This is a genomic window from Caulobacter sp. GW821-FHT12A07, assembly GCF_058807655.1.
Window position 1 is genome coordinate 377519 of sequence record NZ_JBXAQX010000001.1, and the last position, 23090, is coordinate 400608.

24 protein-coding genes are annotated in these 23090 nt (G+C 69.3%); 6 read left to right on the forward strand and 18 right to left on the reverse strand.

Annotated elements, in window-relative coordinates; translation table 11 throughout:
• Nucleotides 1-29: 29 nt before the first annotated feature.
• Genes AC1RRS_RS01805 through petA form a run of 3 tightly spaced genes read right to left on the reverse strand, consistent with a single transcriptional unit; the run spans nucleotide 30 to nucleotide 2763 of the window.
• Entirely contained in the window at nucleotides 30-884 is an 855-nt protein-coding gene (locus tag AC1RRS_RS01805; protein ID WP_492853690.1) for a cytochrome c1, read from the reverse strand.
• 5 nt (nucleotides 885-889) lie between these two features.
• Nucleotides 890-2209, reverse strand: a complete 1320-nt coding sequence (locus AC1RRS_RS01810) for a cytochrome b (RefSeq protein ID WP_487288122.1) — start codon at nucleotides 2207-2209, stop codon at nucleotides 890-892.
• A 5-nt stretch (nucleotides 2210-2214) separates the two neighbouring features.
• Entirely contained in the window at nucleotides 2215-2763 is a 549-nt protein-coding gene (gene petA, locus AC1RRS_RS01815) for a ubiquinol-cytochrome c reductase iron-sulfur subunit (protein WP_110120228.1), read from the reverse strand.
• 198 nt (nucleotides 2764-2961) lie between these two features.
• Between petA and AC1RRS_RS01820 the strand changes: the two genes are divergently transcribed.
• Nucleotides 2962-3426 carry a tRNA (cytidine(34)-2'-O)-methyltransferase gene (locus tag AC1RRS_RS01820; protein WP_492853691.1) on the forward strand — a complete coding sequence of 155 codons (465 nt, stop codon included), beginning with the start codon at nucleotides 2962-2964 and terminating at the stop codon, nucleotides 3424-3426.
• A 308-nt stretch (nucleotides 3427-3734) separates the two neighbouring features.
• Here AC1RRS_RS01820 and AC1RRS_RS01825 read toward each other — a convergent pair whose 3' ends face one another.
• From AC1RRS_RS01825 to prmC, 7 genes are all read right to left on the reverse strand, one after another.
• Nucleotides 3735-4313 carry an OmpA family protein gene (locus tag AC1RRS_RS01825; protein ID WP_492853692.1) on the reverse strand — a complete coding sequence of 193 codons (579 nt, stop codon included), beginning with the start codon at nucleotides 4311-4313 and terminating at the stop codon, nucleotides 3735-3737.
• A 461-nt stretch (nucleotides 4314-4774) separates the two neighbouring features.
• Nucleotides 4775-7363 carry an ATP-dependent chaperone ClpB gene (clpB, locus tag AC1RRS_RS01830; protein ID WP_492853693.1) on the reverse strand — a complete coding sequence of 863 codons (2589 nt, stop codon included), beginning with the start codon at nucleotides 7361-7363 and terminating at the stop codon, nucleotides 4775-4777.
• Nucleotides 7364-7464: 101 nt separating this feature from the next.
• The gene (locus AC1RRS_RS01835) at nucleotides 7465-8214 is read right to left on the reverse strand and encodes a M48 family metallopeptidase (RefSeq protein ID WP_492853694.1); all 750 of its coding nucleotides are present in this window, start codon (nucleotides 8212-8214) and stop codon (nucleotides 7465-7467) included.
• Nucleotides 8215-8328: 114 nt separating this feature from the next.
• On the reverse strand, nucleotides 8329-8667 hold the full coding sequence (locus tag AC1RRS_RS01840) for a response regulator (RefSeq protein WP_487288118.1): 339 nt from the start codon (nucleotides 8665-8667) through the stop codon (nucleotides 8329-8331).
• A complete protein-coding gene (locus AC1RRS_RS01845) occupies nucleotides 8668-9699 on the reverse strand; it encodes a sensor histidine kinase (RefSeq protein ID WP_492853695.1) in 1032 nt (343 codons plus the stop codon).
• A gap of 108 nt (nucleotides 9700-9807) precedes the next feature.
• A complete protein-coding gene (locus tag AC1RRS_RS01850; RefSeq protein ID WP_492853696.1) occupies nucleotides 9808-10944 on the reverse strand; it encodes a DUF4167 domain-containing protein in 1137 nt (378 codons plus the stop codon).
• Between the two features lie 254 nt (nucleotides 10945-11198).
• Nucleotides 11199-12068, reverse strand: a complete 870-nt coding sequence (gene prmC, locus AC1RRS_RS01855) for a peptide chain release factor N(5)-glutamine methyltransferase (protein WP_487288115.1) — start codon at nucleotides 12066-12068, stop codon at nucleotides 11199-11201.
• A gap of 179 nt (nucleotides 12069-12247) precedes the next feature.
• Between prmC and AC1RRS_RS01860 the strand changes: the two genes are divergently transcribed.
• Nucleotides 12248-13204 carry a DUF1028 domain-containing protein gene (locus AC1RRS_RS01860; RefSeq protein WP_492853697.1) on the forward strand — a complete coding sequence of 319 codons (957 nt, stop codon included), beginning with the start codon at nucleotides 12248-12250 and terminating at the stop codon, nucleotides 13202-13204.
• 10 nt (nucleotides 13205-13214) lie between these two features.
• Here the strand turns inward: AC1RRS_RS01860 and AC1RRS_RS01865 are convergent, their stop codons facing one another.
• Entirely contained in the window at nucleotides 13215-13979 is a 765-nt protein-coding gene (locus AC1RRS_RS01865; RefSeq protein ID WP_492853995.1) for an MOSC domain-containing protein, read from the reverse strand.
• Between the two features lie 89 nt (nucleotides 13980-14068).
• Here AC1RRS_RS01865 and AC1RRS_RS01870 point away from each other — a divergent pair, with 89 nt between their 5' ends.
• Together AC1RRS_RS01870 and AC1RRS_RS01875 are read left to right on the forward strand one after the other, a co-directional pair.
• Nucleotides 14069-15319, forward strand: a complete 1251-nt coding sequence (locus AC1RRS_RS01870; RefSeq protein WP_492853698.1) for a YihY/virulence factor BrkB family protein — start codon at nucleotides 14069-14071, stop codon at nucleotides 15317-15319.
• Nucleotides 15320-15373: 54 nt separating this feature from the next.
• The gene (locus AC1RRS_RS01875; protein ID WP_492853699.1) at nucleotides 15374-15898 is read left to right on the forward strand and encodes a GNAT family N-acetyltransferase; all 525 of its coding nucleotides are present in this window, start codon (nucleotides 15374-15376) and stop codon (nucleotides 15896-15898) included.
• 166 nt (nucleotides 15899-16064) lie between these two features.
• Here AC1RRS_RS01875 and prfA read toward each other — a convergent pair whose 3' ends face one another.
• Entirely contained in the window at nucleotides 16065-17126 is a 1062-nt protein-coding gene (gene prfA, locus AC1RRS_RS01880; protein ID WP_487288110.1) for a peptide chain release factor 1, read from the reverse strand.
• Between the two features lie 190 nt (nucleotides 17127-17316).
• Between prfA and AC1RRS_RS01885 the strand changes: the two genes are divergently transcribed.
• Nucleotides 17317-17844 (forward strand): DUF1993 domain-containing protein, encoded by a 528-nt coding sequence (locus AC1RRS_RS01885; RefSeq protein ID WP_492853700.1) that lies wholly within the window; start codon nucleotides 17317-17319, stop codon nucleotides 17842-17844.
• Nucleotides 17845-17859: 15 nt separating this feature from the next.
• Here AC1RRS_RS01885 and AC1RRS_RS01890 read toward each other — a convergent pair whose 3' ends face one another.
• The 4 genes from AC1RRS_RS01890 to AC1RRS_RS01905 all read right to left on the reverse strand — a co-directional run bounded on the left by AC1RRS_RS01890 (nucleotide 17860) and on the right by AC1RRS_RS01905 (nucleotide 20292).
• Entirely contained in the window at nucleotides 17860-18696 is an 837-nt protein-coding gene (locus tag AC1RRS_RS01890; protein WP_492853701.1) for an alpha/beta hydrolase, read from the reverse strand.
• A 59-nt stretch (nucleotides 18697-18755) separates the two neighbouring features.
• Entirely contained in the window at nucleotides 18756-19247 is a 492-nt protein-coding gene (locus tag AC1RRS_RS01895; RefSeq protein ID WP_492853702.1) for a molybdopterin-dependent oxidoreductase, read from the reverse strand.
• A gap of 55 nt (nucleotides 19248-19302) precedes the next feature.
• Nucleotides 19303-19554, reverse strand: coding sequence for a hypothetical protein (locus tag AC1RRS_RS01900; RefSeq protein WP_492853703.1), 252 nt, complete (start codon nucleotides 19552-19554; stop codon nucleotides 19303-19305).
• Nucleotides 19555-19620: 66 nt separating this feature from the next.
• On the reverse strand, nucleotides 19621-20292 hold the full coding sequence (locus tag AC1RRS_RS01905; RefSeq protein ID WP_492853704.1) for a LysE family translocator: 672 nt from the start codon (nucleotides 20290-20292) through the stop codon (nucleotides 19621-19623).
• A 97-nt stretch (nucleotides 20293-20389) separates the two neighbouring features.
• Here AC1RRS_RS01905 and AC1RRS_RS01910 point away from each other — a divergent pair, with 97 nt between their 5' ends.
• Nucleotides 20390-21772 carry an aminotransferase-like domain-containing protein gene (locus tag AC1RRS_RS01910; RefSeq protein ID WP_492853705.1) on the forward strand — a complete coding sequence of 461 codons (1383 nt, stop codon included), beginning with the start codon at nucleotides 20390-20392 and terminating at the stop codon, nucleotides 21770-21772.
• A gap of 109 nt (nucleotides 21773-21881) precedes the next feature.
• On the opposite strand, the gene AC1RRS_RS01915 is transcribed toward AC1RRS_RS01910, so the two are convergent.
• Both AC1RRS_RS01915 and AC1RRS_RS01920 read right to left on the reverse strand, forming a co-directional pair.
• The gene (locus tag AC1RRS_RS01915; protein WP_492853706.1) at nucleotides 21882-22481 is read right to left on the reverse strand and encodes a hypothetical protein; all 600 of its coding nucleotides are present in this window, start codon (nucleotides 22479-22481) and stop codon (nucleotides 21882-21884) included.
• Nucleotides 22478-22921, reverse strand: coding sequence for a translation initiation factor 2 (locus AC1RRS_RS01920; RefSeq protein WP_492853707.1), 444 nt, complete (start codon nucleotides 22919-22921; stop codon nucleotides 22478-22480). Before AC1RRS_RS01920 ends, AC1RRS_RS01915 begins: the two co-directional genes overlap by 4 nt.
• Between the last annotated feature and the right edge of the window lie 169 nt (nucleotides 22922-23090).

A 23090-nucleotide genomic window follows, 5' to 3' on the forward strand; every position in this document is an offset into this window, starting at 1 on the left:
CTTCTTCGTTCTCAGTCCGAACGCGCCGCTCAGTGCGACTCGTTCTTCCAGACCTGGCGGTAGGCCGCATAGAGCAGGCCCGCGAACAGGATCAGGTAGATCAGCACGGCGAAGCCGGTCTGCTTGCGCTCTTCCAGCTTGGGCTCGGCGGCCCACATCAGGAAGGCCGAGACGTCCTTGGCCTGCTGGTCGATCGTCGAGGGCGTGCCGTCGTCGAAGGTGACGAGGCCGGCCTTCAGCGGCGGGGCCATGGCGATGAAGCCGCCCGGCGGAACATGCTCGTGCGAGCCGCTCCAGTACGAGGTCAGGTCGCCGGCCATGTACGGGTTGTAGTGCTGGCCCACGCCGACCTTCAGGCCGGCCGGGGCGTCCTTGTAGCCCGTGACGATGGCATGGATGTAGTCCGGACCGCCTTCGCGGGCCTTGGCCAGCAGCGACATGTCCGGCGGCAGGGCGCCGCCGTTGCTGGCCCGGGCCGCGGCCTCGTTCGGGAACGGCGAGGGGAAGCGGTCGGCGCTGGTGGCCGGGCGCTTGATGGCGTCGCCGGTCTCGGAGTCGATGTCGGCGACCTCGAACTCCTTGGCGATCGCCTTGACCCACGGGTTGTCGTTCGAGTTCGGGTACTTGTCGTTATAGAACGGGCCGCCCTTGTCGCCGAGGTTCCGGAAGCTGACCAGCTTCATGGAGTGGCAGGCCGAGCAGACCTCGCGATAGACCTTGTAGCCGCGTTGCAGCTGGGCCTGGTCGAACTTGCCGAGCGGTCCCTCGAACGACCAGTGGATCTTCTCGGGTTCCAGCGGGTGACCGGCGGCCAGGGCCGGAGCCGAGGCTCCAGCCGTCAGCAGACCCGCGACCGCTGCGATGGCGAAGAGTTTGCGCAGCATCGGGATCAGCCCTTCATTTCAGGCGCGGCGGTCGCTTGCTCCGGCGCGGCGGCCGGGTGCGACAGGGCGGGCGAGGCGATGGAGTCCGGCACCGGCAGGGTCTTCTCGACCAGGCCCAGCACCGGCAGGATCACCAGGAAGAACGCGAAGTAGTAGAGCGAGGCGAACCGGCTCAGCCACACGAAGCTGTTCAGGTCGGAGTCGATCAGGGTGAAGGTCTTGAAGTGACCCAGCACCGGATCGTCCGGCAGCTTGGCGCCGCAGAGGCCCAGGATGCAGCACACCACCACGAAGATGAGGAAATAGAGCTTCGCGGTCGGGCGGTAGCGCATTGAGCGCACCTTCGAGGTGTCCAGCCACGGCAGGGCGAACAGGCAGGCGATGGCGCCGAACATGGCCAGCACGCCCATCAGCTTGTCCGGAACGGCGCGCAGGATCGCGTAGAACGGCAGGAAGTACCATTCGGGCACGATGTGCGACGGCGTCACCAGCGGGTTGGCCTCGACGTAGTTGTCGGCGTGGCCCAGGGCGTTCGGCAGGTAGAAGACGAACACCGCGAAGAGGATCATGAAGACGCTCATCGCAAAGGCGTCCTTCACCGTGGCGTACGGCGTGAAGGGCAGGGTGTCGGCTTTCGACTTGGGTTCGACGCCGGTCGGGTTGTTCTGGCCGACCACGTGCAGCGCCCAGATGTGCAGGATCACGACGCCCGCGATCATGAAGGGCAGCAGGTAGTGCAGCGAGAAGAAGCGGTTCAGCGTGGCGTTGTCGACGGCGAAGCCGCCCCACAGCCAGGTGGTGATCGACGGGCCGACGATCGGCAGGGCGCCGAACAGGTTGGTGATCACGACGGCGCCGTGGAAGCTCATCTGGCCCCAGGGCAGCACGTAGCCCATGAAGGCCGTGGCCATCATCAGCAGATAGATCACGCAGCCCAGGATCCACAGCACCTCGCGGGGCGCCTTGTAGGAGCCGTAGTAGAGGCCGCGCAGCATGTGGACGTAGACGGCGATGAAGAACATCGACGCCCCGTTGGCGTGCATGTAGCGGATCAGCCAGCCGTAGTTCACGTCGCGCATGATGTGCTCGACGCTGGCGAAGGCGTGGTCGGCGCTCGGCGTGTAGTGCATCACCAGGATGATGCCGGTGATCAGCTGGCTGGCCAGGCACAGCGACAGGATGCCGCCGAAGGTCCACCAGTAGTTCAGGTTACGCGGGGTGGGGTAGTCGACGAAGCTGTCGTAGCCCAGGCGCACGATCGGCAGACGGGCGTCGAGCCAGCGCTCGATACCGGTCTTGGGTTGGTAGGTCGAATGTCCGCTCATCTGGCTTACCCGATCTTGACCTTGGTGTCGGACAGGAAGGCGTACTCCGGAACCACCAGGTTCTTCGGAGCGGGGCCCTTACGGATCCGGCCGGACGTGTCGTAGTGCGAGCCGTGGCACGGGCAGAACCAGCCGCCGTAGTCGCCGCCGCCGAAGGTGGGCACGCAGCCCAGGTGCGTGCACGAACCGATCAGCACCAGCCATTGGGCCTTGCCCGGCTTCACGCGCTCGGCGTCGGTCTGCGGGTCGCGCAGGCCCGGATCATGGTCGTCCTTCACCGCGCGGGCGATCTCGGCCGACGTACGGTTACGCACGAACAACGGCTTGCCGCGCCACTTCAGCGTGACCTGCTGGCCGTCGGCGACCTTGGTCAGGTCGAACTCGGTCGAGGCCAGGGCCAGCGTGTCCGCAGAGGGATTCATCTGGTCGATGAACGGCCAGGCAATGGCGGCGGCGCCGCCGGCGGCGGCCGTAATGGCCGCGATGTAAATGAAATCGCGTCGGCTGGGATCGGACCCAGACTCGGTCTTTGCGCCCACGGCGGTGTCGGCCACCTTGTTCCACCCTTCGTTTCCGTCGGACCGGCGAGCGACCCGACCAGGAAGCGCCATTTCGGCGCAGTATCTTTTATTCGACCCGCAAGCGGATCTTCGCCACAAGGGGCATGCTCCCTATCGGATGGGCGAACAGAGTTCGCAAGCCCTTTCGATGCGCAGCAATGCCCCTACTAGCCCCATGGTTGGTTCGTTAGAATGCGTCTCGCCCTTTTTCAACCCGGCATTCCCCAGAACGTGGGCGCGGCGATTCGGCTTTCGGCTTGCCTCTCGGTCGGGCTCGACGTCATCGAACCCTGCAGCTTTCCCTTGGACGACAAGAGCTTGAAGCGCGCGGCCCTCGACTACGGCCCGCTGACGCACCTGACGCGACATGATTCGTGGGAATCGTTCCTGGCGGCGCCGCAGCGGACGGAGGGGCGCCTGGTGCTTTTCACCACCCGCGGCGACACAAGCTTCCACGACTTCGCCTTCCAGCCCGGCGACACCCTGCTGTTCGGCAACGAGAGTCGCGGCGCCCCGCAAGAGGTGCACGCCGCCGTCGACGCCCGGCTGGTCATTCCCCTGCGCCCCGAGGCCCGCTCGCTGAACGTCTCGGTGACCGCGGGCATGGCGCTGGCCGAGGCCCTTCGCCAGACCGGCGGCTTCCCCGCCCTGGCCTGACGGCTGGCCATTCGGAAACCGAAGCGCTTTTTCACCGCGCGTCCCCGCGAAGGCGGGGATCCAAGCCGAGTCTGCGGATGATCCACGGCCACGCCCCATCCTGAAAGCCAGCTTGGGTCCCCGCCTTCGCGGGGAGAGACGGATTTGGGGGAAGGATCAGCGGGCGGAAGTCGCCTCGCCCAAAGATCAGACCACGAAAAAAGGCAGCCCCGTTTCCGGGACCGCCCAAGGTTCAGTCTGGCGCTCGGGCCGGCCAGGCGAGATGTGGAGTCCTCGCCCGCCGGTCTTGGCGTCCTGGGCGGTTAGGCCTAGGCGAGCACCATGATCACGACCCGGCGGTTCTGCGCCCGGCCCTCCTTGGTCTCGTTCGGGGCGATCGGGTCTTCCGAGCCGTACGAGATGGTCGCCATCCGGTTCAGGGCCACGCCCTGACGGGACAGATACTTGCGCACCGCGTCGGCGCGGCGTTGGCCGAGCTTTTCGTTGTAGCCGGTCTCGCCGGTGGCGTCGGTGTAGCCCTGGATCTCCAGGTAGACGTTCTTGTTCTCTTCCTTGAGCTTCGACGCGAAGTCGGCGAGGCGCTGTTCGGCCTCCGGCGACAGGGCGTCCTGGTCGGTCGGGAACTTCACGGAATCGTCGGACAGCACCATCGAGTACATGAACTTGCCCTCGGCCAGCTTGCCGGCCGCCGTGGCGCGCTCCAGCGCCTCGCGCGAGGTCTTGTCCAGTTCAGCGATCTGGGTGTCATGCCCGTCGACGCGGGTGGCGACCCCGCCGACCTGGGTGTTGACGTACTTCTTGGTCGCGCAGCCGCTGACCGCCAGGCCCCCAGCCACCAGCGCGACCACCGCCGCCATCTTCAAGCTGCCTTTGACTTGGCCGATCATTGTTCGCCTTCTCTCTTCATTGATCCAATAAAGCTTGACCTTGGACCTACACACTCCATCCGGGTCGTTCAGCTTTCGCATTACGAAACCGTCAGGTGACAGAGGCGAAAAATGGGCGTGTTCTTGTCGCGATTGGCGCCGCTTTGAACCTATGTTCTTGGTGACTTTATAGACCGCGCGCGATCGTGCGAACGCCGGTTTGGTTCCACGAATTATTTTCGAATGGGATGGGGATTTTTGGCCGCTCGAAGGGGCCCGGGAGCCCCCGACGGGTCCCGAAAGGACATCGGACGGAATCGCCGGCCGGCCTGAAACGGGCGCGGCGGCGCATCGCTCGTCCTCCAGATGTAGGGAGCTTTCGCGCGACTTCAAACGAAAAACGCGCGTCCCGGAAGCCGGAGCGCGCGCTTCGTCGAAATCGATCGGCCAGGGCTTACTGCCCAGGGCCTACTGCCCAGAGCCTATTGCAAGGTCGCCCGGCCGAAGGACAGGCCCTCGGCATCCGCTCCCACCGCGATGACGCCGCCGTCCTCAAGCTCGCCGGCCAGCAGGCGGCGGGCGATCGGATCGACCAGCTCCTTCTGGATCACGCGCTTGAGGGGGCGCGCGCCATAGACCGGGTCGTAGCCCTTGTCGGCCAGCCATTGCAGGGCGCCGGCGTCCAGCGCCAGGCTCATGCGGCGATCGGCCAGCAGCTTCTCCACCCGGCCCAGCTGGATGCGGACGATGTCGCTCATGTTCGAGCGGTCGAGCCGCTTGAACAGGATGATCTCGTCGATCCGGTTCAGGAACTCCGGACGGAAGTGACCGCGCACCGTGGTCATGACCAGGGGCCGGACCTCTTCCACGTCGGCCCCGTCCTCCTGGTTGGCCAGGAACTCGGCGCCGAGGTTGGAGGTCATGATGATGATCGTGTTGCGGAAGTCGACCGTGCGGCCCTGGCCGTCGGTCAGGCGACCGTCGTCCAGCACCTGGAGCAGGACGTTGAAGACGTCCGGGTGGGCCTTCTCGATCTCGTCGAACAGCACCACCTGGTACGGACGGCGACGGATAGCCTCCGTCAGCGCCCCGCCCTCGTCGTAGCCGACATAGCCGGGAGGCGCCCCGATCAGACGGCTGACCGAGTGCTTCTCCATGTATTCCGACATGTCCATGCGGGTGATCGCATGCTCGTCGGCGAACATGAACTCGGCCAGGGCCTTGGTCAGCTCGGTCTTGCCCACGCCCGTCGGACCTAGGAACAGGAACGAGCCGATCGGGCGCGTGGGGTCGTGCAGGCCGGCGCGGGCGCGGCGGACGGCGTCGGACACCGCCTCAAGGGCCTCGTCCTGGCCGACGACGCGCGAGCGCAGGGCGACCTCCATCTGCAGCAGCTTCTCGCGCTCGCCTTCCAGCATCTTCTCGACCGGCACGCCGGTCCAGCGGCTGACGACGGCGGCGATCTGCTCGGCGTCGACGACTTCCGGCGTCAGGGCCTTCTCCCCGCCGGTCTCGCCGGCCTCGGCGTCGGCCAGGCGCTTTTCCAGCGCCGGGATCTCGCCGTACTGAAGCTGGCCGGCGCGGGCGAAGTCGCCGGCGCGCTGGGCGTTGGCCAGGTCGGCGCGCAGGCGGTCCAGAGCCTCGCGCGCCTGGGCGGCGCCGCCGACCTTGTCCTTCTCGGCCTTCCAGCGGGCGGTCATCTCGTCCGACCGGAACTGCAGGTCGTCGATCTCGACCTCCAGGTTCTCCAGGCGCTGCTTGGAGGCGGCGTCGGTTTCCTTGGACAGGGCCTCGCGCTCGATCTTCAGCTGCACCAGGCGGCGGTCGATCTCGTCGAGCTCCTCGGGCTTGCTGTCGATCGCCATGCGCACGCGGCTGGCCGCCTCGTCCACCAGGTCGATGGCCTTGTCGGGCAGGAAGCGGTCGGCGATGTAGCGGTTGCTGAGCGTCGCGGCGGCCACGATGGCGCTGTCGCTGATCCGCACCCCGTGGTGGACCTCGTACTTCTCCTTCAGGCCGCGCAGGATCGAGACGGTGTCCTCCACCGTCGGCTCCTGCACGAACACCGGCTGGAAACGACGCGCCAGAGCGGCGTCCTTTTCGACGTGCTTGCGGTACTCGTCGAGCGTGGTGGCGCCGACGCAGTGCAGCTCGCCGCGCGCCAGGGCGGGCTTGAGCAGGTTCGAGGCGTCCATCGCCCCGTCGCTCTTCCCCGCGCCGACCAGCGTGTGCATTTCGTCGATGAACAGGATGATCGAGCCCTCGGCGGCCGTGACCTCGCCGAGCACGGCCTTCAGCCGCTCCTCGAACTCGCCGCGATACTTCGCGCCGGCGATCAGGCTGCCCATGTCGAGCGACAGGAGCTTCTTGTCCTTCAGGCTCTCGGGCACGTCGCCGTTGACGATGCGCTGCGCGAGTCCTTCGACGATGGCGGTCTTGCCAACGCCGGGCTCGCCGATCAGGACGGGATTGTTCTTGGTGCGGCGCGACAGGACCTGGATGGTGCGGCGGATCTCTTCGTCGCGGCCGATCACCGGGTCGATCTTGCCGTCGCGGGCGGCCGCCGTCAGGTCGCGAGCGTAACGCTTGAGCGCGTCATAGCCTTCCTCGGCGTTGGCGCTGTCGGCGGTGCGGCCCTTGCGCAGAGCGGCGGCGGCGGTCTCCAGGCTCTGGGCCGAGACGCCGGCGTCCTTCAGCACCTTGGCGCTGTCCGCGCCGTCCTTGGCGATGGCGACCAGCAGGCGCTCGGTGGTGACGAAGGCGTCGCCGGCCTTCTTGGCGCCGTCCTCGGCGGTGGCGAACACCCGGGCGGTGTCGGGCTTCATGTAGAGCTGGCCGCCGGCGCCGTCGACGCGCGGGTTCTTGGCCAGGATCGCGTCCACAGCCGCGTCGGCCGCGTCGGGGCGACCGCCGGCGTTGACGATGATGGTGCGCGAAAGCCCGTCCTTTTCTTCCAGCAGCACCTTCAGAAGGTGTTCGGGCCCGAGCTGCTGGTGACCACGGGCCAGGGCCAGGCTCTGCGCGGACTGCACGGCCTGCTTGGCGCGGTCGGAATAGATGTCGATCTTCACTCTGAACGTCCCCTTGTTAGGCGGATCAGACCAGGCCGCCTCCGATGAGCGCAGCCCGACCTGTCAGGGGATGTAGTGTGACCTTCAGGCCACACAAGGCGTCACCAGCCCCGGCTGGCGATATAAGTTTCCAGGGCCTGGATGCGGGTGGCGTCCGACGGGTGGGTCGAGGTGAACTCGGCGCGGTTCGAACCGCCCTGGGCCTGCATCTTGCGCCACAGGACCACGGCCTCGCGCGGCCGGTAGCCGGCGCGCTGCATGAAGTCGACGCCCAGGCGGTCGGCCTCCAGCTCATGTTTCCGCGAGAACGGCAGCAGGAAGCCGACCTGAGCCCCCGCCCCGCCCAGGGCCGAAACGGCCTTGCCGCCGTCGCTGCCCCCGCCTCCGGCCGCGGCCTGGGCGATGGCCAGCACCAACTGCGTGCTCATCTGCTGCGAATAGCGCTCGGCCGCGTGACGGGCGACGACGTGGGCCGCCTCGTGACCCAGCACGGCGGCCAGCTGGTCGTCGTTGTCGACCAGTTGCACCAGCCCCGAATTGACGCCCACATGGCCGCCCGGCAGTACGAAGGCGTTGGGCACGGGGTTGTCGAACACCACATAGTCCCACGGACGATCAGCCAGGCCCGCGGCCGTGACCACTCGCTGGCCCACCCGCTCGACCCGGGCGTTCAGCCGGGGGTCCTGCGAGATCTTGCCGGTGCGCAGCGCCTGGCCCCACGCCTGCTCGCCCGAACGGGCCAGGGCCGCATCGTCGACGACGGCGAACTGGTCGCGACCGAGCTCGGCGTTGTAGGCGCAGCCGGACAGCATCAGGCCGGCGATCAGGACAAGCGACGGGCGAAGGCGCATGGGCGGCACGCGTTATTGTTGTCGGGACGCCGACTTAAGGCACTGAGGTCGCGGCGCGCAACAAAGATCCTCTCCCTCCGGGGGAGGTGGCCCGAAGGGTCGGAGGGGGCGCCCTCAGCGCGCCGCGGCGATGGTCCGCGCCAGGTGCTTGGGATCGACCGGCTTGCTGAGGATCGGCGCGTCGCGCAGGTCGGCCCGCACGCCCTGGTCGCCATAGCCGGTGACGAAGGCGAAGGGCACGCCGCGCTCGCGCAGCACGTCGGCGGCCGCGAACGAGGTGCCGCCGTCCAGATTGACGTCGAGCAGGGCGAAGTCGACCTGCTCGCGCCGCGCGGCCTCGACGGCGGTCTCGGCAGAGACGGCGGGGCCGGTGACCTCGCAGCCCAGGTCGGTCAGCAGGTCCTCGACCAGCATCGCCACCATGATCTCGTCCTCGACGATCAGAACGCGCATTCAGGCGGCTCCTCGGGCCGGTACGGCGTTGGCGGCCGGCTTGCGACGAAGACGGGCGACGATGGCGCAGGCCACCCCGTCGGGCTGGTAGTCCAGGGTCGCCTCGCCATCGAGTTCCAGGGCCAGGCCCCGGGTGATCAGGCGGCTGCCGAAGCCCTGGCGCTCGGGCGGGGAGACCAGCGGCCCGCCGCTCTCCTTCCAGCCCAGCCGCAGGCGCTCGTCATCGCCCTCGCCTTCCCGGCTCCAGCCGATCGTGACCTGGCCGGCGGGGGTGGAAAGGGCGCCGTACTTGGTGGCGTTGGTCATCAGCTCGTGCAGGGCCAGCGACAGCGACAGGGCGGTCTTCGGCGACAGCCGCACCGAGGGTCCCGACAGGGTGAAGCGCGTGGCGTCGCCATAGGACTCGATCAGCCCGGCCATGATGTCGCGCAGGTCCGCGCCCTCCCAGCTTTCGCGGGTCAGGATGTCGTGGGTGCGGGCCAGGGCCAGCAGGCGGGTGGTCAGGGACTCGCGGGCGTCGCCCAGGTCGGCGGCGTTGCGCAGGGTCTGGCCGGCCACCGACTGCACGGTGGCCAGGGTGTTCTTGACCCGGTGATTGAGCTCGTTGACCAGCAGCCTCTGCAGCTCCTCGGTCCGCTTGCGCTCGGTGACGTCGCGCATCACGCCGGTGAAGAACCGCCGGCCGCCCGAGCGCCATTCGGCGATCGAAAGTTCGAGGGGAAAGGTCGAGCCGTCCTGCCGGCGGCCGAACACCTCGCGGCCGATGCCGATGATCCGGCGCTCGCCGGTGGCGCGGTAGGTCTCGAGATAGCCGTCGTGCCCCGCGTGATGCGGCTCGGGCATCAGGGCCTTGACGTTGGACCCGATCATATCGGCGGCGGTGTAACCGAACAGCCGCTCGGCGGCGGGATTGAACGCCTCGATGCGGCCGTGCTCGTCGATCACGACGATCGCGTCCACCGCCGTATCGACGATGGCGCGATAGCGGGCCTCTTCGCCCGCGCCGCCGGCCTTAGCTCCACGCCCGCCCATGGCCGGCTCTCCTGTCGTCCAGGAGAGCCTAGCCTATGGGTTTAGCAATAGCCAAGGCCCTGAGCGCGCCAAGGCGCGCTCCAAGCCTTGAAATGGGCGGAGGATGTCTCAAGCTTCTTCGGATTCCGAAGCCGGAGCGTCGCCGCCTTCGAAGCTGCGCGGGGCGCGGCGACGACGGGGCTTCTTGACCTCTTCGCCGGCGGCCTCGGGGGCCGGAGCGGCGGGGGTCTCGGCCGCCGGAGCGGCTTCGGCCTCGACCTTGGCGGCCTTCGGCTCGGACTTGCGGCCGAGGAACGCCGGGGCGTGGCTGACCGCGCCGTCCTGGCCGCGCAGCACCGGCGAGCTTTCGCTCACCGAGGCCTCGCCGCCGCCCAGCGGGGCGGCTTCCGGCTCGATCACGGCCAGCGGATCACGCTCGCCGCGGTCACGGTCGCGATTGCGGTCACGATCCCGGTCGCGGCGCGAGCGGCGGCCTTCGCGGGCCTCGCCCTGGAATTCGCCGCCTTCGGCCGCCGGACGCTCTTCACGCGGCTGGCGCTCTTCGCGGGGACGGTCGTCGCGAGGACGGTCATCCCGGGGGCGATCGTCGCGGTCGCGGAAGCGGTCTTCGCGGGGACGGTCGTCACGCGGGCGGTCGTCACGGGGACGATCATCGCGCGGGCGATCATCACGGGGACGGTCGTCGCGGCTGCGGTCGCGGTCGTCGCGGTCGCGCCAACGGTCGCGGCGCTGTTCGCCCTGGCCCTGGCCGTCGCGGGGACGGTCGTCGCGGTTGCGATCGCGGTCACGGTTCTCGAAGCGGTCGCGGTTACGGTCGCGGCGTTGTTCGCCCTGACCTTCGCCGCCCTCGCCGCCTTCAGCGCCCTCGGCGGGCGTCTCGACGGCGGCCGGGGCCTCGACGACTTCTTCCGGCTCGGCCTCGAAGTCGATCTCGTACGCCGAGTAGGCGTCCTTGCCGATGATGTCGCTGACCGAACGATTCGGCTGGATGGCGCGCAGCACACGGAAATAGTGCTCGGCGTGCTGCAGGTAGTTCTCGGCCAGCACCCGGTCGCCGGACGACGAGGCGTCGCGGGCCAGCTGCTGGTACTTTTCATAGACGCTCTGGGCCGCGCCGCGGACCTTCACGCCGTCGGGACCGTTCGAATCGAAGGCCCGGTTGGCGTTGTGCTGCTGTGGCTTGCCACCACCGCCCCCGCGGTTGTTGCGGCCACGCTGGCGCTTCATGCCCTTGAAATCTCTCATCTTCTCTTCTGAACCTGTCCGACCGGGAAGCTTTGCCTCGATCGGTATTCGGTCTCTTGAGACTGGGTGGGCCCGTCTCGGGCTCGCCTTCGATGTTCTTGAGACCTGGGTTTCCGTAGAGTCTCCGTCCGGATCGGGCGCGGCTTTCGGCCTCGTCGGCCGTTCGCGCCTGCCGGATGCGTCTGGCGACCGTCGAAACGACCGCTCTTCCCGTCACCCGGCGATTTGGAAGGAGACCCCTTTCGTCTAGCGCCTCACGCGGCCGTTTCCAAGGGGTTTTTGAACCCCGTGACAACGCGGTCGTGGGTGGAGAGGTCCTTGACCGTCCGCACGTTCTGCGCGCCGGCCGCCTTGAACAGGATCTCGACGTCCGCCGACTGGTCGAAACCGATCTCGACGCAGAACAGGCCGCCGGGCTTGAGCACCCGCAGAATCTCGGGCGCCAGGGCGCGATAGGCGCTCAGGCCGTCGCTCCCGCCGTCCAGCGCCAGGCGCGGCTCGTGGTCGCGCACTTCCGGCTCGAGGGTGTCGATATGGGCGGTCGGGATGTAGGGCGGGTTGGACACCACCACGTCGAACGACGCATCGCCCAGGCCCGTCGTCCAGTCGCCGCGCATCAGCGCCAGGCGGCCGTCGAGGTCCAGGTTGGCGGCGTTCTCGCGCGCCACGGCCAGGGCCTCCTCGGAGATGTCGATCCCCAGGCCCTTGGCGGCCGGACGCTCGGCCAGGATGGCCATCAGCATCGAGCCCGAGCCGACGCCCAGGTCCAGCAGGTTGAAGGCCATGGTCTCGGGGAAGGCCTTCAGCACCTCGTCGACGATGACCTCGGTCTCGGGGCGCGGGGTCAGCACGTCCTTGGTCACCGACAGCAGGATCTTCCAGAACCCCTTGCGGCCGATGATGTGGCTGACCGGCTCGCGGCGGGCGCGGCGCTCCAGGTAGTCGTCCAGCGTGGCCACCTGCTCGGCGGTCAGCTCGCGATAGGGGTCGGTGATGATGTCCGTGCGGCTGACGCCGGCGGCGACTTCCAGCATCAGGCGCGCGTCGATGGCGGGCTGATCGATGCCGGCTTCCTTCAGGCGCTCCTTGGCGCCGTTCCAGGCTTTGACGAGAGTGAGGGTCATGGCGGCTCCAATAGCGCGTCGCGGCGGCGAGGGCGAGATTGCAGATGGATTAGCGTCGGCGATGCGCCGTTGCTTGTCCGGACCTGCCATGGACCGCCCCCTCGGCATGAACCGCTTTTCACGTGACACCCGGCGACGCGATCACGAACAGTCGCGGTGCAGTTGAGGGGGAAGACGACGTGTTTCGTTCGATCATCGCGGGTCTCGCCGGCTGCGGCCTCGTCGCCCTGGCCACGCCCGCCAGCGCCACCTTCTCCATCGCCGCCTGCGACGCGCAGAAGACCTGCGGGGTGGCGGTCGCCACCAACAACCTGGCCGTCGGCGCCAGCGTGGCCTACGCCGAGGGCGGCGTCGGCGCGGTCGTCACCCAGTTCGAGACCAATCCGCACTACGGTCCCAAGGGCTTGCGCCTGCTTGCCCAGGGCCAGGATCCGCAGAAGGTCGTCGCCACTCTGCTGGCCGAGGACGGCGGCTTCGAGGACCAGGACCAGAGCTGGCGCCAGGTCGCCGTGGTCGCGGCCGACGGACGGGCCTTCGCCTTCACCGGCGACAAGGCGGCCGCCTCGGCCTGGGCCGGTCATCAGGCGCTGGCCGGCTACAGCGTCCAGGGCAACGGCCTGGAAAGCGCCAAGGTGCTCGAGGCGATGCGGGCGGCGTTCGCGCGGACCGCCGGTCCCCTGCCCGATCGCCTGCTCGCCGCCCTGGAAGCCGGCGAGGCGGCGGGCGGCCAGACCACCGGGCGGATGTCGGCGGCCCTTCTGGTCCGCACCGTCGAGGGCGGCTGGAGCGACGTCGACCTGCGGGTGGACGCCTCCGACGCCCCGATCGCCGACCTTCGCCGGCTGCTGAACCTTCGCCAGGCCAACGAACGGCTGGCCGGCGCCGAGCGCGCCGCGCGCCGGGGCCGTCTGGACGCCGCCAGAAGCGACATCGCCGTCGCCATCGGCCTGGGCGGCGACTGGGACCGCGTCTGGCGCCGGGCCGCGCGCCTGCAGATGTCGATGGGCGACCGCGCCGCGGCCGTTCAGGCGCTCTCGGCCCTGCATCGCCTCAATCCGAAATGGGCGGCGATGGAGCGAGACGATCCGCTGTTCGCACCCGTGCGCGAGGACCCCGCGCTGACGCTCTGGCGCTGAGCGCTCGCCCTCAGGCCGCGACCACCACCGCATCCCCCTGCCCCACCGCGCCGCCCTCGGTGACGTTCAGGTAGATGCCGCAGAAGGTGTGGCCGTAGTTGTCGAACAGGGCCTTCACCACCTGGATGTCGCGCTCGGCGGTGATCGGGTCGACGTGGGTGGCCGCGCAGCGGACGATGGGCTTGAGAACCTGGGCGGTCGCCGCGCCGACGCTCACCGTCTTTCCCGTCCAGTCGTTCTCGGCCCAGGCCGGCCAGCCCTCGACATAGAGGTTGGCGCGGAAGCGCAGGGGATCGACCGGACGCCCGACCTTTTCGGCAAGGTCGCGCACGCTGGCCAGGTTCACGATCGAGACGAAGCCCGACTTGCTGTCCATGAACCGGTGCGCGCCCGGCCCCTCCAGCACCCGCAGCGGACCTCTCGCCTCGTCGCCCAGCAGGGCCGCGAGCCAGGCCTCGAAACCGCGCCGGCCTTCCGCACCGCGTAGATCGCCGGCGAAGGCGTCCAGCCCTTCGGCCGAAGCGGTCAGCACGCCGCTTTCCTCGTCATAGGCCGTGCGGGCCCTGGCCACGTGCGGGATCTTGGCCAGCACGGTGAACTTCATCTTCGACAGGTGGCCCGGCGCGGCCGCGTCGAAGCCGCTGGGACCGTCCTCGACCGCATAGAGCCGGTCGCACGGGAAGCAGGCGCCCGCGCTCAGCGTCGCCGCCTCCAGGCGCTCGGGCGTAAAGCCCTTGACGGGATGACGATAGAGCGAGGCGACCTGGGCTTGCATGGCGGCAAGGTGGTCGCGCAACTGGGGCTTGGCAAGATCAAGGAACGCAGCGCCCGCTCGCGAATTTCCCAAGCCCGGGAGACCCGTTCATGACCGACACCGCGCCGCGACGCCCCATCCGGTCGTGGCTGGCCACGCGGCCCTATCACCTCGCGCCCTGGATCCTGCTGCTGGCGGTCGCGCCGTTCGCCTTCCCCAAGCGGCTGGAGCCGGTCGAGGAGCCCCACGCCCCTCCGCCCGGCTTGTCGGAAGACCGGACCATGCCGCCCGACGAGTTCGACGCCGCCGAGCCCCGGCGCGGCCGCGCCGCCCGGCATCCCCATGGCATTCCCCTGCTCGGCTGGCGCGACATCCTCTGGCGCACCGCCCGCGAGATCAGCGTCGACAAGCTGCCCTCTGTCGCCGGCGGCGTGACCTTCTACACCCTGCTGGCCCTGTTCCCGGCCATCGGCGCCTTCGTCTCGCTCTACGGCCTGTTCGCCGACGTCGGGGCGGTGGAGAAGCAGTTGCAGGAGATGGCCACCGTCTTCCCCGCCAGCGTCGTCCAGATCGTCGGCGAGCAGATGCTGCGCCTGGCCAGCCAGGAGGGAAGCAAGCTGGGCCTGGCCTTCGTGGTCAGCCTGCTGCTGTCGATCTGGAGCGCCAACGCCAGCATGAAGGCGCTCTTCGACGGGCTGAACGTCGCCTATGACGAGGACGAGAAACGCCACTTCGTCGGCAAGACCCTGCTGACCTACGGCTTCACCCTGTGCGCCCTGGTCTATGCGGTGTTCATCGCCGCGGTGCTGATCGCCCTGCCGATCGCCTTCGAACGCCTGGGCCTGGGCGCGATCGCCGCCCTGTGGATCCCGCTGCGCTGGCTGACGGTGTGGCTGGTCACCGCCCTGGCCTTCGCCATGCTCTACCGCTTCGCCCCCTGCCGGGCCCGTCCGCGCTGGCGCTGGGTGGTGCTGGGCGCGCTGTTCGGGGCGGCCGCCTGGCTGATCGGCTCGCTGGGCTTCTCGCTCTACGTCAACCGCATCGCCCATTACGACGCCACCTACGGCCCGCTGGGCGCGGTGATCGCCTTCATGGTCTGGGTGTGGTTTTCGATCATGACCGTGCTGATCGGGGCCGAGCTCAACGCCGAGATCGAGCACCAGACCGCCCACGACTCCACCACCGGCCCCGAAAAGCCGATGGGCGCGCGCGGCGCGGCCATGGCCGACACCGTCGGCCTGGCTTTCCATCCCTGGGAGATGATCAAGCGCGAGGCCGGCACGGTCAAACGCATCGGCGGCCGCTACTGGGGGCATGCGACGCGGATGGGCCGCAAGGAACCGCCGCCGACCGAGCCCTGAGGCCTCAAGACCCGGGCTTGGCGCCGCGCGCGACCCATGGCTTAGCTCGCGGTCATGATCTTCGCCCCCGCGCTCCCCGCCGAACACGACGCCCTCGTCGCCCTGGTCAATTCCGCCTATCGCGGCCAGGGCGCCCAGGCCGGCTGGACCACCGAGGCTGGCTATATCGACGGCCAGCGCATCGACCTGGAAAGCCTGCAGGCCGATCTGGCCGCCTCGCCGGACGCGGTGATCCTGACCGCCCGCGATGAGGCGGAAGGCCCGATCCTGGGCTCGGTCTGGCTGGAGCCGGCCGAGCCGGGCGTCTGGTACCTGGGCATGCTGACCATCCGCCCCGACCTGCAGGACCGGCAGCTGGGCCGCACCCTGCTGGCGGCCGGCGAGGCCTTCGCCCGCGAGCGCGGCGCGGTCCGGATGCAGATGACCGTGGTCCACATCCGCGACACCCTGATCGCCTGGTACGAACGCCGCGGCTACGCCCTCACCGGCGAAACCCGCCCCTTCCCCCACGGCGACGACCGCTTCGGCAAGCCGCTGCGGGATGATCTGGCGTTCGTGGTGATGGAAAAAGCCATCTGATCCCTCTCCCCTTGCGGGAGAGGGTGGCCTCCGAAGGAGGTCGGGTGAGGGGTCGCACGCACAGAAACGCCGCGAAAGCCGATCAGCTTTCGCGGCGTCTGATTTCTGAGAAACCCCTCATCCGTCGGCTTGCGCCGACACCTTCTCCCGCAAGGGGAGAAGGGCCTTAGTCTTCCAGGCTCGCCAGCCTCGCCGCCTGGTCCTCGGCGATCAGCGGGTTGATGACGTCGTCCAGGGACTCGCCTTCGATCACCTTGGCCAGGTTGTAGAGGGTCAGGTTGATGCGGTGATCCGTCACCCGGCCCTGCGGGAAGTTGTAGGTGCGGATGCGCTCGGAGCGGTCGCCGCTGCCGACCTGGCTCTTGCGGGCGTCGGAGCGGGCGTCGTCCAGGGCCTGGCGCTGCATGTCGTAGAGCCGCGCCTTCAGGTTCTTCATCGCCTTGGCGCGGTTCTGGTGCTGGCTCTTTTCCGACGACGTCACCACCACGCCGGTCGGCAAGTGGGTGATGCGCACGGCCGAGTCGGTCTTGTTGACGTGCTGGCCGCCGGCGCCGGACGAGCGGTAGGTGTCGATCCGCAGATCGCTTTCCTTGATGTCGATCTCGACGTCCTCGGCCTCGGGCAGCACGGCCACCGTCGCGGCCGAGGTGTGGATGCGGCCTTGGGCCTCGGTCTCGGGCACGCGCTGCACCCGGTGCACGCCGCTCTCGAACTTCAGCCGGCCGAACACGCCGTCGCCGGTGATCGAGGCGATGATTTCCTTGTAGCCGCCCATCTCGCCTTCGGAGACGCTGTCGACCTCGACCCGCCAGCCCTGGGTGACGGCGTAGCGCTGGTACATGCGGAAGAGGTCGCCGGCGAACAAGGCCGCCTCGTCGCCGCCCGTGCCGGCCCGCACTTCGAGAATGGCCGAGGCGTTCTCGTCCTTGTCCTTGGGAGCCAGCATCAAGGCCAGCTCGCGCTCCAGGATCGGCAGGCGCTCGTCGAGAGCCTCGATCTCGTCGCGGACCATGGCGGCCATCTCGGGATCGGCGGCCATCTCGTCCAGCTCGGCGCGCTCGGCGCTCAGCTTGGCCAGGCGCTCGACGGCCTCGGCCACCGGCCGCAGCTCGGCGTGCTCCTTGGAGAGCTTGACGATCTCGCCGCCGTCGGTGGCCGCGCCCATGCGGGCCTCCACTTCGCGGAAACGGTCGAGAACCTGGTCGAGGCGGGCCTGGGGCAGTCGCAAGGGAAGAGATCGCACGGCTGAAGGATGGGGCCGGCTTCTCTAGGCCCTTTCCGGAGGGAAGGGAATGGAGGCGCGGCCGAGCCGTCGGCTGCTGACGCTCATCGTCATCAGTATCGTTTGAAAACTTACCGGACTGGGATTAGCTAGGTGAAGAGCCGGCCGCGCGACGCGGCCTGCCAGGGAAACGCCCATGTCCTTCTCGATCCACCACGTCACGGCCACCGCCTTCACGCGCGGCCTGACCACGCTGTCGAACCTGCTCGACAAGGCGAAAGCCCATGCGGAAGCCGCCGGCGCCGACCCGGACGCCTTCGTCCAGGCCCGTCTGTTCGAAGACATGCTGCCGCTGGCCGGCCAGATCCAGCGCGCTTCCGACGCGGCCCGCGGCGCCATGGCCCGCTTAAGTGGCGGCATCGCCCCGCCCATGACCGACGACGAGACCACCTTCGCCCAGCTGCAGGATCGCGTGGCCCGCAGCCTGGCCTATGTGCAAAGCGTTCCGGCCGAAGCCTTCGAAGGGGCCGAGACCCGCGAGGTGGTGTTCCCCGCCGGGCCGCTCACCCTGGGCTTCACGGGGCTGGACTACCTGCTGGAGTTCGCCCTGCCGAACTTCCAGTTCCACGTCGTGACCGCCTACGACATCCTGCGCCATCACGGCGTGCCGCTGGGCAAGCGCGACTATCTGAACCTCGGCGCGGAACGGGTGCGGGCGGCCTAGGGCCGCCCGCCAGCCCTATCGCGTCTTCCAGTCGGCCAGGGGCGTCGAGGCCTGCGCCGCCAGCGCGGCCTCGGCGGCCGCGTCGCCCAGCACCTTGGCCTTCAGGAAGGCCACGCTCAGCGCCGAGGCCTCGGGAAAACCGAGCGCCTGAGGCTGGTAGGACATGCTGTGGCCGACTCCCTTGCCGACCCACAGGTACTTGCCCCCGGCCGCGCTGGTGTCGAACGGATAGAGGTGCTCATGCCAGTCCTCGATCATGCCCGGCAGCACGTCCTTGTCGCCGGTGATCATCATCATCGGTCCCTTGACGCCCTGATAGGCGGTCGGACCGATCAGACCCTTGATGACGCCGGGGCTGGAGAAGCACAGCACGGCCTTGGTGCGCGGGTCCTGGGCCGGGATCATCCCCTCCAGCGCCCCGCCCCGGATCAGCGACATCAGCGAGCCGTAGGAGTGGCCGGCCGAGGCCATTGGCAGGCCCGGCGCGGCCTTGGCGGCGTAGTCGGCGGCGGCGGCCAGGTCGGCCAGGCGCAAGGGGAAGGCCGTGCGCAGGTCGGCGCGATTGGGGTTCTTCTGGGAATCGACGTGCAGCGGCGCGACCACCATGAAGCCGGCCTGGCTCCACAGATCGAACAGGGCGCCGTAGGCGGCCGGCCAGCCGCCCGCCCCGTGCGAGAAGATCACCACGCCCTTGGGCCCCTCCGGGCGCACGATGGTCAGTTCGACGTCGCGGTCGCCGACCTTGAGGGTGGTGGTCGAAGTCGCCGCCGCGGCGTGCGCCAGGGCCGGCGCGGCGGCGAAGGCCAGGGTCGCCGCCAGCAGGCCGCGGCGGTTGAGGATAAGCTTGGTCACGGAAAGCCCCACAATCGTTTAGCGAGCAGGCTTCGCCGGTTCGCGTCGATTGTCCAGGCTCAGTAGGCCGGCCGCACCTCGATGGCGCTCACCTGCCTGGCCGAGCGCGAGGGCTTCCTGTCGCCATCCACCACCACCCGGTAGGGACCCTCGCGGGCGTCCAGCGGCTGGCCGTTCTTGCGGTCGGCGATGACCACCGGATTGTCGCGGTAGAACGGGTCGGTCTCGGCCAGCGACAGGATCGAGGTGTATCCGTCGGCCGCCTTCACGATCACCACCTGGTTCAGGTAGCGGCCCATCAGCCGGTCGCCGTGCACCACGCCGGCCTGGACCAGGGCGGCGTTCAGCAGCACGCCCTCGTAGACCGCGCTCTTGCCGCCCTCGACCATGGTCGCCTTGCCGCGCGGCAGGGCGGCGAAGTCGGCCGGGGTCAGCACGATGCTGTCGCGGCCCTGTACGGTCACCTTGATGTCCTGGGCCCAGGCCGAAGGCGCGAAGGCGGCGGGGGCGAGCGCCAGGACGGTTGCGGCGAGGGCGGCGGCGAGACGCATCGAGGAAACTCCAAAGGACCCGACGATGTGATCCCGCGCGGCGCGCCGGCGCAAGTCAGTCCGTCTTGCAGTTCGACGGCGCTGCAAGACGCTCGTCGAGCTTCTGGTCGATCCGCGCCAGCAGGCGCAGGCCATAACCCAGGGCGATGAAGATCAGGAACTTGTCCAAACCTCCTTCATCAGGAAACCGGCTCGGGTCCAGCGTGTGCGCTGTCGTCCTGAACGCGCACACCGCCGCATAGACGAAGCACAGCGCTCCGAAGAGCTTGGCGAACCGTCGAAAAATCCTCTCGCCAACGTCTGGCATGCACCTCTCCCCCTTGAGAAGCCAAGCTTGGGAGACGGTCGTCGCCGAGTCCAGTAGCAAGACCCCTCAACCGCGCCAGGCGAAGACCAGGGGCTTGCTGATCAGCGCCAGGTCGCGCGGCGCGGTCTTCGGCGCATGGCCGCCGCCGAAGATCGTGGGGTAGAGCGACACGACCAGCAGCACGGCCATGGTGATGTTGAAGCCGCGCAGGACCGCCGGCCGATCGAGGAACCGGCGCAGGGCCATGCCGAAGCCGGCCCAGGCGGCGCTGCACGGCGCGCCGACCAGCATGAACAGGCCCGCCAGCATCGGCACGACCAGGATCGAACCGCCCTCCGGCGCATAGGTGGTCACCGCGCCCAAGGCCATGGCCCAGGCCTTGGGATTGACCCACTGGAAGGCGGCCGCGGCCCAGAAGCCCATCGGCTTGCCGCCGGCCTCGCGCTCAGACACCCCCTTGGCCGTGCCGATCTTCCAGGCCAGCCACAGCATGTAGCCCGCCCCGACCCAGCGCAGGATCTCGTGCAGCACCGGCCAGGCCTTGAACACGCCCGACAGCCCAAAGCCCATGGCCAGCACCATCGCCCCCAGGCCCAGACTGATCCCCAGGATGTGCAGGATCGTGCGGCGGAACCCGAAGTTCGCGCCCGAGGCCAGCAGCATCATGTTGTTGGGACCGGGCGTGCCGGCGGTGGCGAAGGCGAACAGCACGAAGGCGAGGATCAGTTGCGGGGTCATCGGGACCTCCCTGGACAGGAATGTCACGGTGATGATTTTGATTGATCCATGAGTCAAAACTTATATTGATACAGTGACAATGTAGCTGGAGCGCCCGATGGCCGCCGCCTGGACCCCCGCCCTGCCCGATGGCGACGCGCCGATCTACGAGCGCCTGGTCGAGGCCCTGCGCGCCGACGTCGCCTCGGGCGCCCTGCCGGCCGGAACCCGCCTGCCGCCGCAGCGCGACCTGGCCCACCGGCTGGGCCTGGGCCTGGGCACCGTCACGCGCGCCTATGTCGAGGCCGAGAAGGCGGGACTGGTCAGCGCCCATGTCGGCCGGGGCAGCTTCGTCAACGCCCCCGGCGCGATCGGCTCGCCGCGCCGCCGCGAGGGGCCGATCAACCTGGCCCAGAACGTCGCCCTCAACTGGCCGGCCTCGCGGGTGATCAGCGAGACGATGCAGCGCCTGCGTCGCCGCCCCGACCTCGCCGACCATCTGGACTATTCGCCCGCCGCCGGGCTGGAGCGGCATCGTCGCGCCGCCGCCGAGTGGCTGGCCCGTAGCGCTGGCTTCGAGACCGCCGACTGGCGACGCCTGGTCTGCTGCGCCGGCGCCCAGCAGGGCCTGGCCCTGGCCTTCGGCGCGGTGGCGCGGCCGGGCGACGCGGTGCTGTGCGAGGCCTCGACCTTCCACGGCATCCGCGCCCTGGCCGCCCACGCCGGCTATCGTCTCAAAGGCGTGGCCATGGACGACGAGGGCCTGAGGCCCGACGCCCTGGAAGCCGCCGTCGCCGCCACCGGCGCGCGGGTGGTCGCCGTGCTGCCCACCCTGCAGAACCCCACCGGGCGGATCATGTCGCTGGCCCGGCGCGAGGCGATCGTCGCGGTCGCCCGCCGCCTCGACCTGATCCTGATCGAGGACGACATCTACGGCGCCTATGCGCCCAGCGCCCCGCCCCCCCTCGCCATGCTGGCGCCCGAGCGGACGTTCCACGTCTCGGGCGTGTCCAAGACCCTGGCCCCGGGCCTGCGGGCCGGCTTCGTGATCGCCCCCGACGACGCGGCCCTGGAGCGGATCCTCGAGACCATGCGCGCCATCGCCTACGCCCCGCCGGGCTTTGGCATGCTGATCGCCGGCCAATGGATCGAGGACGGCACGGCCGACGCCATCCTGGCCGAGATCCGCGAGGAGACCGCCGCCCGCGTCGCCCTGGCCCGCTCGATCCTGGGCAACGCCCTTTCCGGCCCTGCCACCCCGACCGCGCCGCACCTGTGGCTGCCGATGAGCGAGCTGGAGGCCGAGCGCCTGGCCGGCCGCGCCCTGCGCGGCGGCGCCGAGGTCACCCCGCCCGCCGCGCCGATCGTCGAGCCGGGCCTGGTCACCGGCGTGCGCCTGGCGCTGGGCGCGGCGGCCGACCGGGTCGAGCTGGAAGAGGGCCTGCGGATCGTCGCCGCCGCCCTGGCCGACGTCGACGAGCGCGCCCGACCGGTGATCTGAGACCAGTGATCTGAGGCCGGTGATCTGAAGCCGCTCCCCTCCGGAAACAGGAAACCCGGCGACGCATGGCGTCGCCGGGTCCTTGCGTCACAGCCGAAGGCGCGAGCGCCTACTGCTGGTACATGCTGGCGCTGCTGGCGCCGCCCTTGGTCTTCAGGCCTTCCTGCAGGCGCTTGACGAAGGCCTCGATATTGGCCCGCATCGCCGCCTCGTTGGCCTTGCGCAGACGCTCGACGGCCAGCAGGGACTCGCCGAAGTGAGCCGTGCCCGTGGCCGCGACCGTGTCGTCGAACACCGGCGCGCCGCCGCCGACCGGGATGGCGCTGTAGCGCACCTTCGAGGTCACCGACATGTCGATGCCGGCCATCGGCCGCTGCAGGTCGACGATGCTGGCCTTCAGTTCCAGCGAAGCCTTGTCGCTGCTGTCGGCCAGATAGTTCAGGCCCTTCAGCGAGGTTTCCAGCGCCAGCTTGAAGTCCTTGTCGGAGACGTTGGACATCCACAGCGGGTTGGTCTCGCCGCCGCCCTGGACGGCGGCCACGCGGAACGCCTTGTAGCCCGGCGCGCCGGGAGCGGCGGCCGGAACCGTGCTGGCGGTGATGGTCATCTGCTCGGGCTTGGAGGCGCTGGCGCAGGCGGCCAGGGTCAGCAGGCCGGCGCCGACCAGGGCCGCGCGCGAGACGCGGGCGAAGGTGCGAAGCGCGCTCACGGCGTGCCGCTCGCGGCCGGGGCGGCGGCGGCTTCAGCCGCGGGCGCCGTGGCGACTTCCGGCTCCAGCACCACCTTCAGCGGGTTGGGCGTCAGGTCGTTGAGCGCGCCGCTCGAGGCGTCGACGCCCATGCCGATGATGCCGCCGGCCAGGACGTTGCCGGCCAGGGCCGCGCCGCCGCCGCCGCTCATCTTGCTGACGACTTCCGAAGTGTGGGTCTTGTAGCCGGCCTTGGTCACCGTGACCGTGAAGCCTTCCTTGCGGGGCAGCTTCAGGGTGCAGGGCGTCGACGGGCAGCTGAAGCCCGTCGAGGTCTTCACCTCGGCCGGCGGCGAGGATTCGACGGTGAAGGACTGGGTGGTGCCGCGCGTGACGGTGGCGCACGCGCTCAGGGAGGCCGCCGCCAGGAACAGCGACGCGCCGCGAAGATAGGTGTTCATGTAGCCCCCAACTCAAAGTTACAGAGCTCAACCTAGACGCGGTCAATTGCACAGTCTAGCTGCAACATAGTGTCGTTATCGAAATAATTCAAACCGACAGGAGGCGGCGACAGCCCGCACGCCCTTGAAAAATTGAAGCTTTTGCGACGACGTCGGCGAGAGGCCTCCC

Excerpts from the sequence above, each read along its gene's own strand:
- AC1RRS_RS01805 (WP_492853690.1), bottom strand. The coding sequence starts at position 884 with ATGCTGCGCAAACTCTTCGCCATCGCAGCGGTCGCGGGTCTGCTGACG.
- AC1RRS_RS01810 (WP_487288122.1), bottom strand. The coding sequence starts at position 2,209 with ATGAGCGGACATTCGACCTACCAACCCAAGACCGGTATCGAGCGCTGG.
- AC1RRS_RS01820 (WP_492853691.1), top strand. The coding sequence starts at position 2,962 with ATGCGTCTCGCCCTTTTTCAACCCGGCATTCCCCAGAACGTGGGCGCG.
- AC1RRS_RS01825 (WP_492853692.1), bottom strand. The coding sequence starts at position 4,313 with ATGATCGGCCAAGTCAAAGGCAGCTTGAAGATGGCGGCGGTGGTCGCG.
- AC1RRS_RS01835 (WP_492853694.1), bottom strand. The coding sequence starts at position 8,214 with ATGCGCCTTCGCCCGTCGCTTGTCCTGATCGCCGGCCTGATGCTGTCC.
- AC1RRS_RS01840 (WP_487288118.1), bottom strand. The coding sequence starts at position 8,667 with ATGCGCGTTCTGATCGTCGAGGACGAGATCATGGTGGCGATGCTGGTC.
- AC1RRS_RS01845 (WP_492853695.1), bottom strand. The coding sequence starts at position 9,699 with ATGGGCGGGCGTGGAGCTAAGGCCGGCGGCGCGGGCGAAGAGGCCCGC.
- AC1RRS_RS01850 (WP_492853696.1), bottom strand. The coding sequence starts at position 10,944 with ATGAGAGATTTCAAGGGCATGAAGCGCCAGCGTGGCCGCAACAACCGC.
- prmC (WP_487288115.1), bottom strand. The coding sequence starts at position 12,068 with ATGACCCTCACTCTCGTCAAAGCCTGGAACGGCGCCAAGGAGCGCCTG.
- AC1RRS_RS01865 (WP_492853995.1), bottom strand. The coding sequence starts at position 13,979 with ATGCAAGCCCAGGTCGCCTCGCTCTATCGTCATCCCGTCAAGGGCTTT.
- AC1RRS_RS01870 (WP_492853698.1), top strand. The coding sequence starts at position 14,069 with ATGACCGACACCGCGCCGCGACGCCCCATCCGGTCGTGGCTGGCCACG.
- AC1RRS_RS01875 (WP_492853699.1), top strand. The coding sequence starts at position 15,374 with ATGATCTTCGCCCCCGCGCTCCCCGCCGAACACGACGCCCTCGTCGCC.
- AC1RRS_RS01885 (WP_492853700.1), top strand. The coding sequence starts at position 17,317 with ATGTCCTTCTCGATCCACCACGTCACGGCCACCGCCTTCACGCGCGGC.
- AC1RRS_RS01895 (WP_492853702.1), bottom strand. The coding sequence starts at position 19,247 with ATGCGTCTCGCCGCCGCCCTCGCCGCAACCGTCCTGGCGCTCGCCCCC.
- AC1RRS_RS01900 (WP_492853703.1), bottom strand. The coding sequence starts at position 19,554 with ATGCCAGACGTTGGCGAGAGGATTTTTCGACGGTTCGCCAAGCTCTTC.
- AC1RRS_RS01905 (WP_492853704.1), bottom strand. The coding sequence starts at position 20,292 with ATGACCCCGCAACTGATCCTCGCCTTCGTGCTGTTCGCCTTCGCCACC.
- AC1RRS_RS01910 (WP_492853705.1), top strand. The coding sequence starts at position 20,390 with ATGGCCGCCGCCTGGACCCCCGCCCTGCCCGATGGCGACGCGCCGATC.
- AC1RRS_RS01920 (WP_492853707.1), bottom strand. The coding sequence starts at position 22,921 with ATGAACACCTATCTTCGCGGCGCGTCGCTGTTCCTGGCGGCGGCCTCC.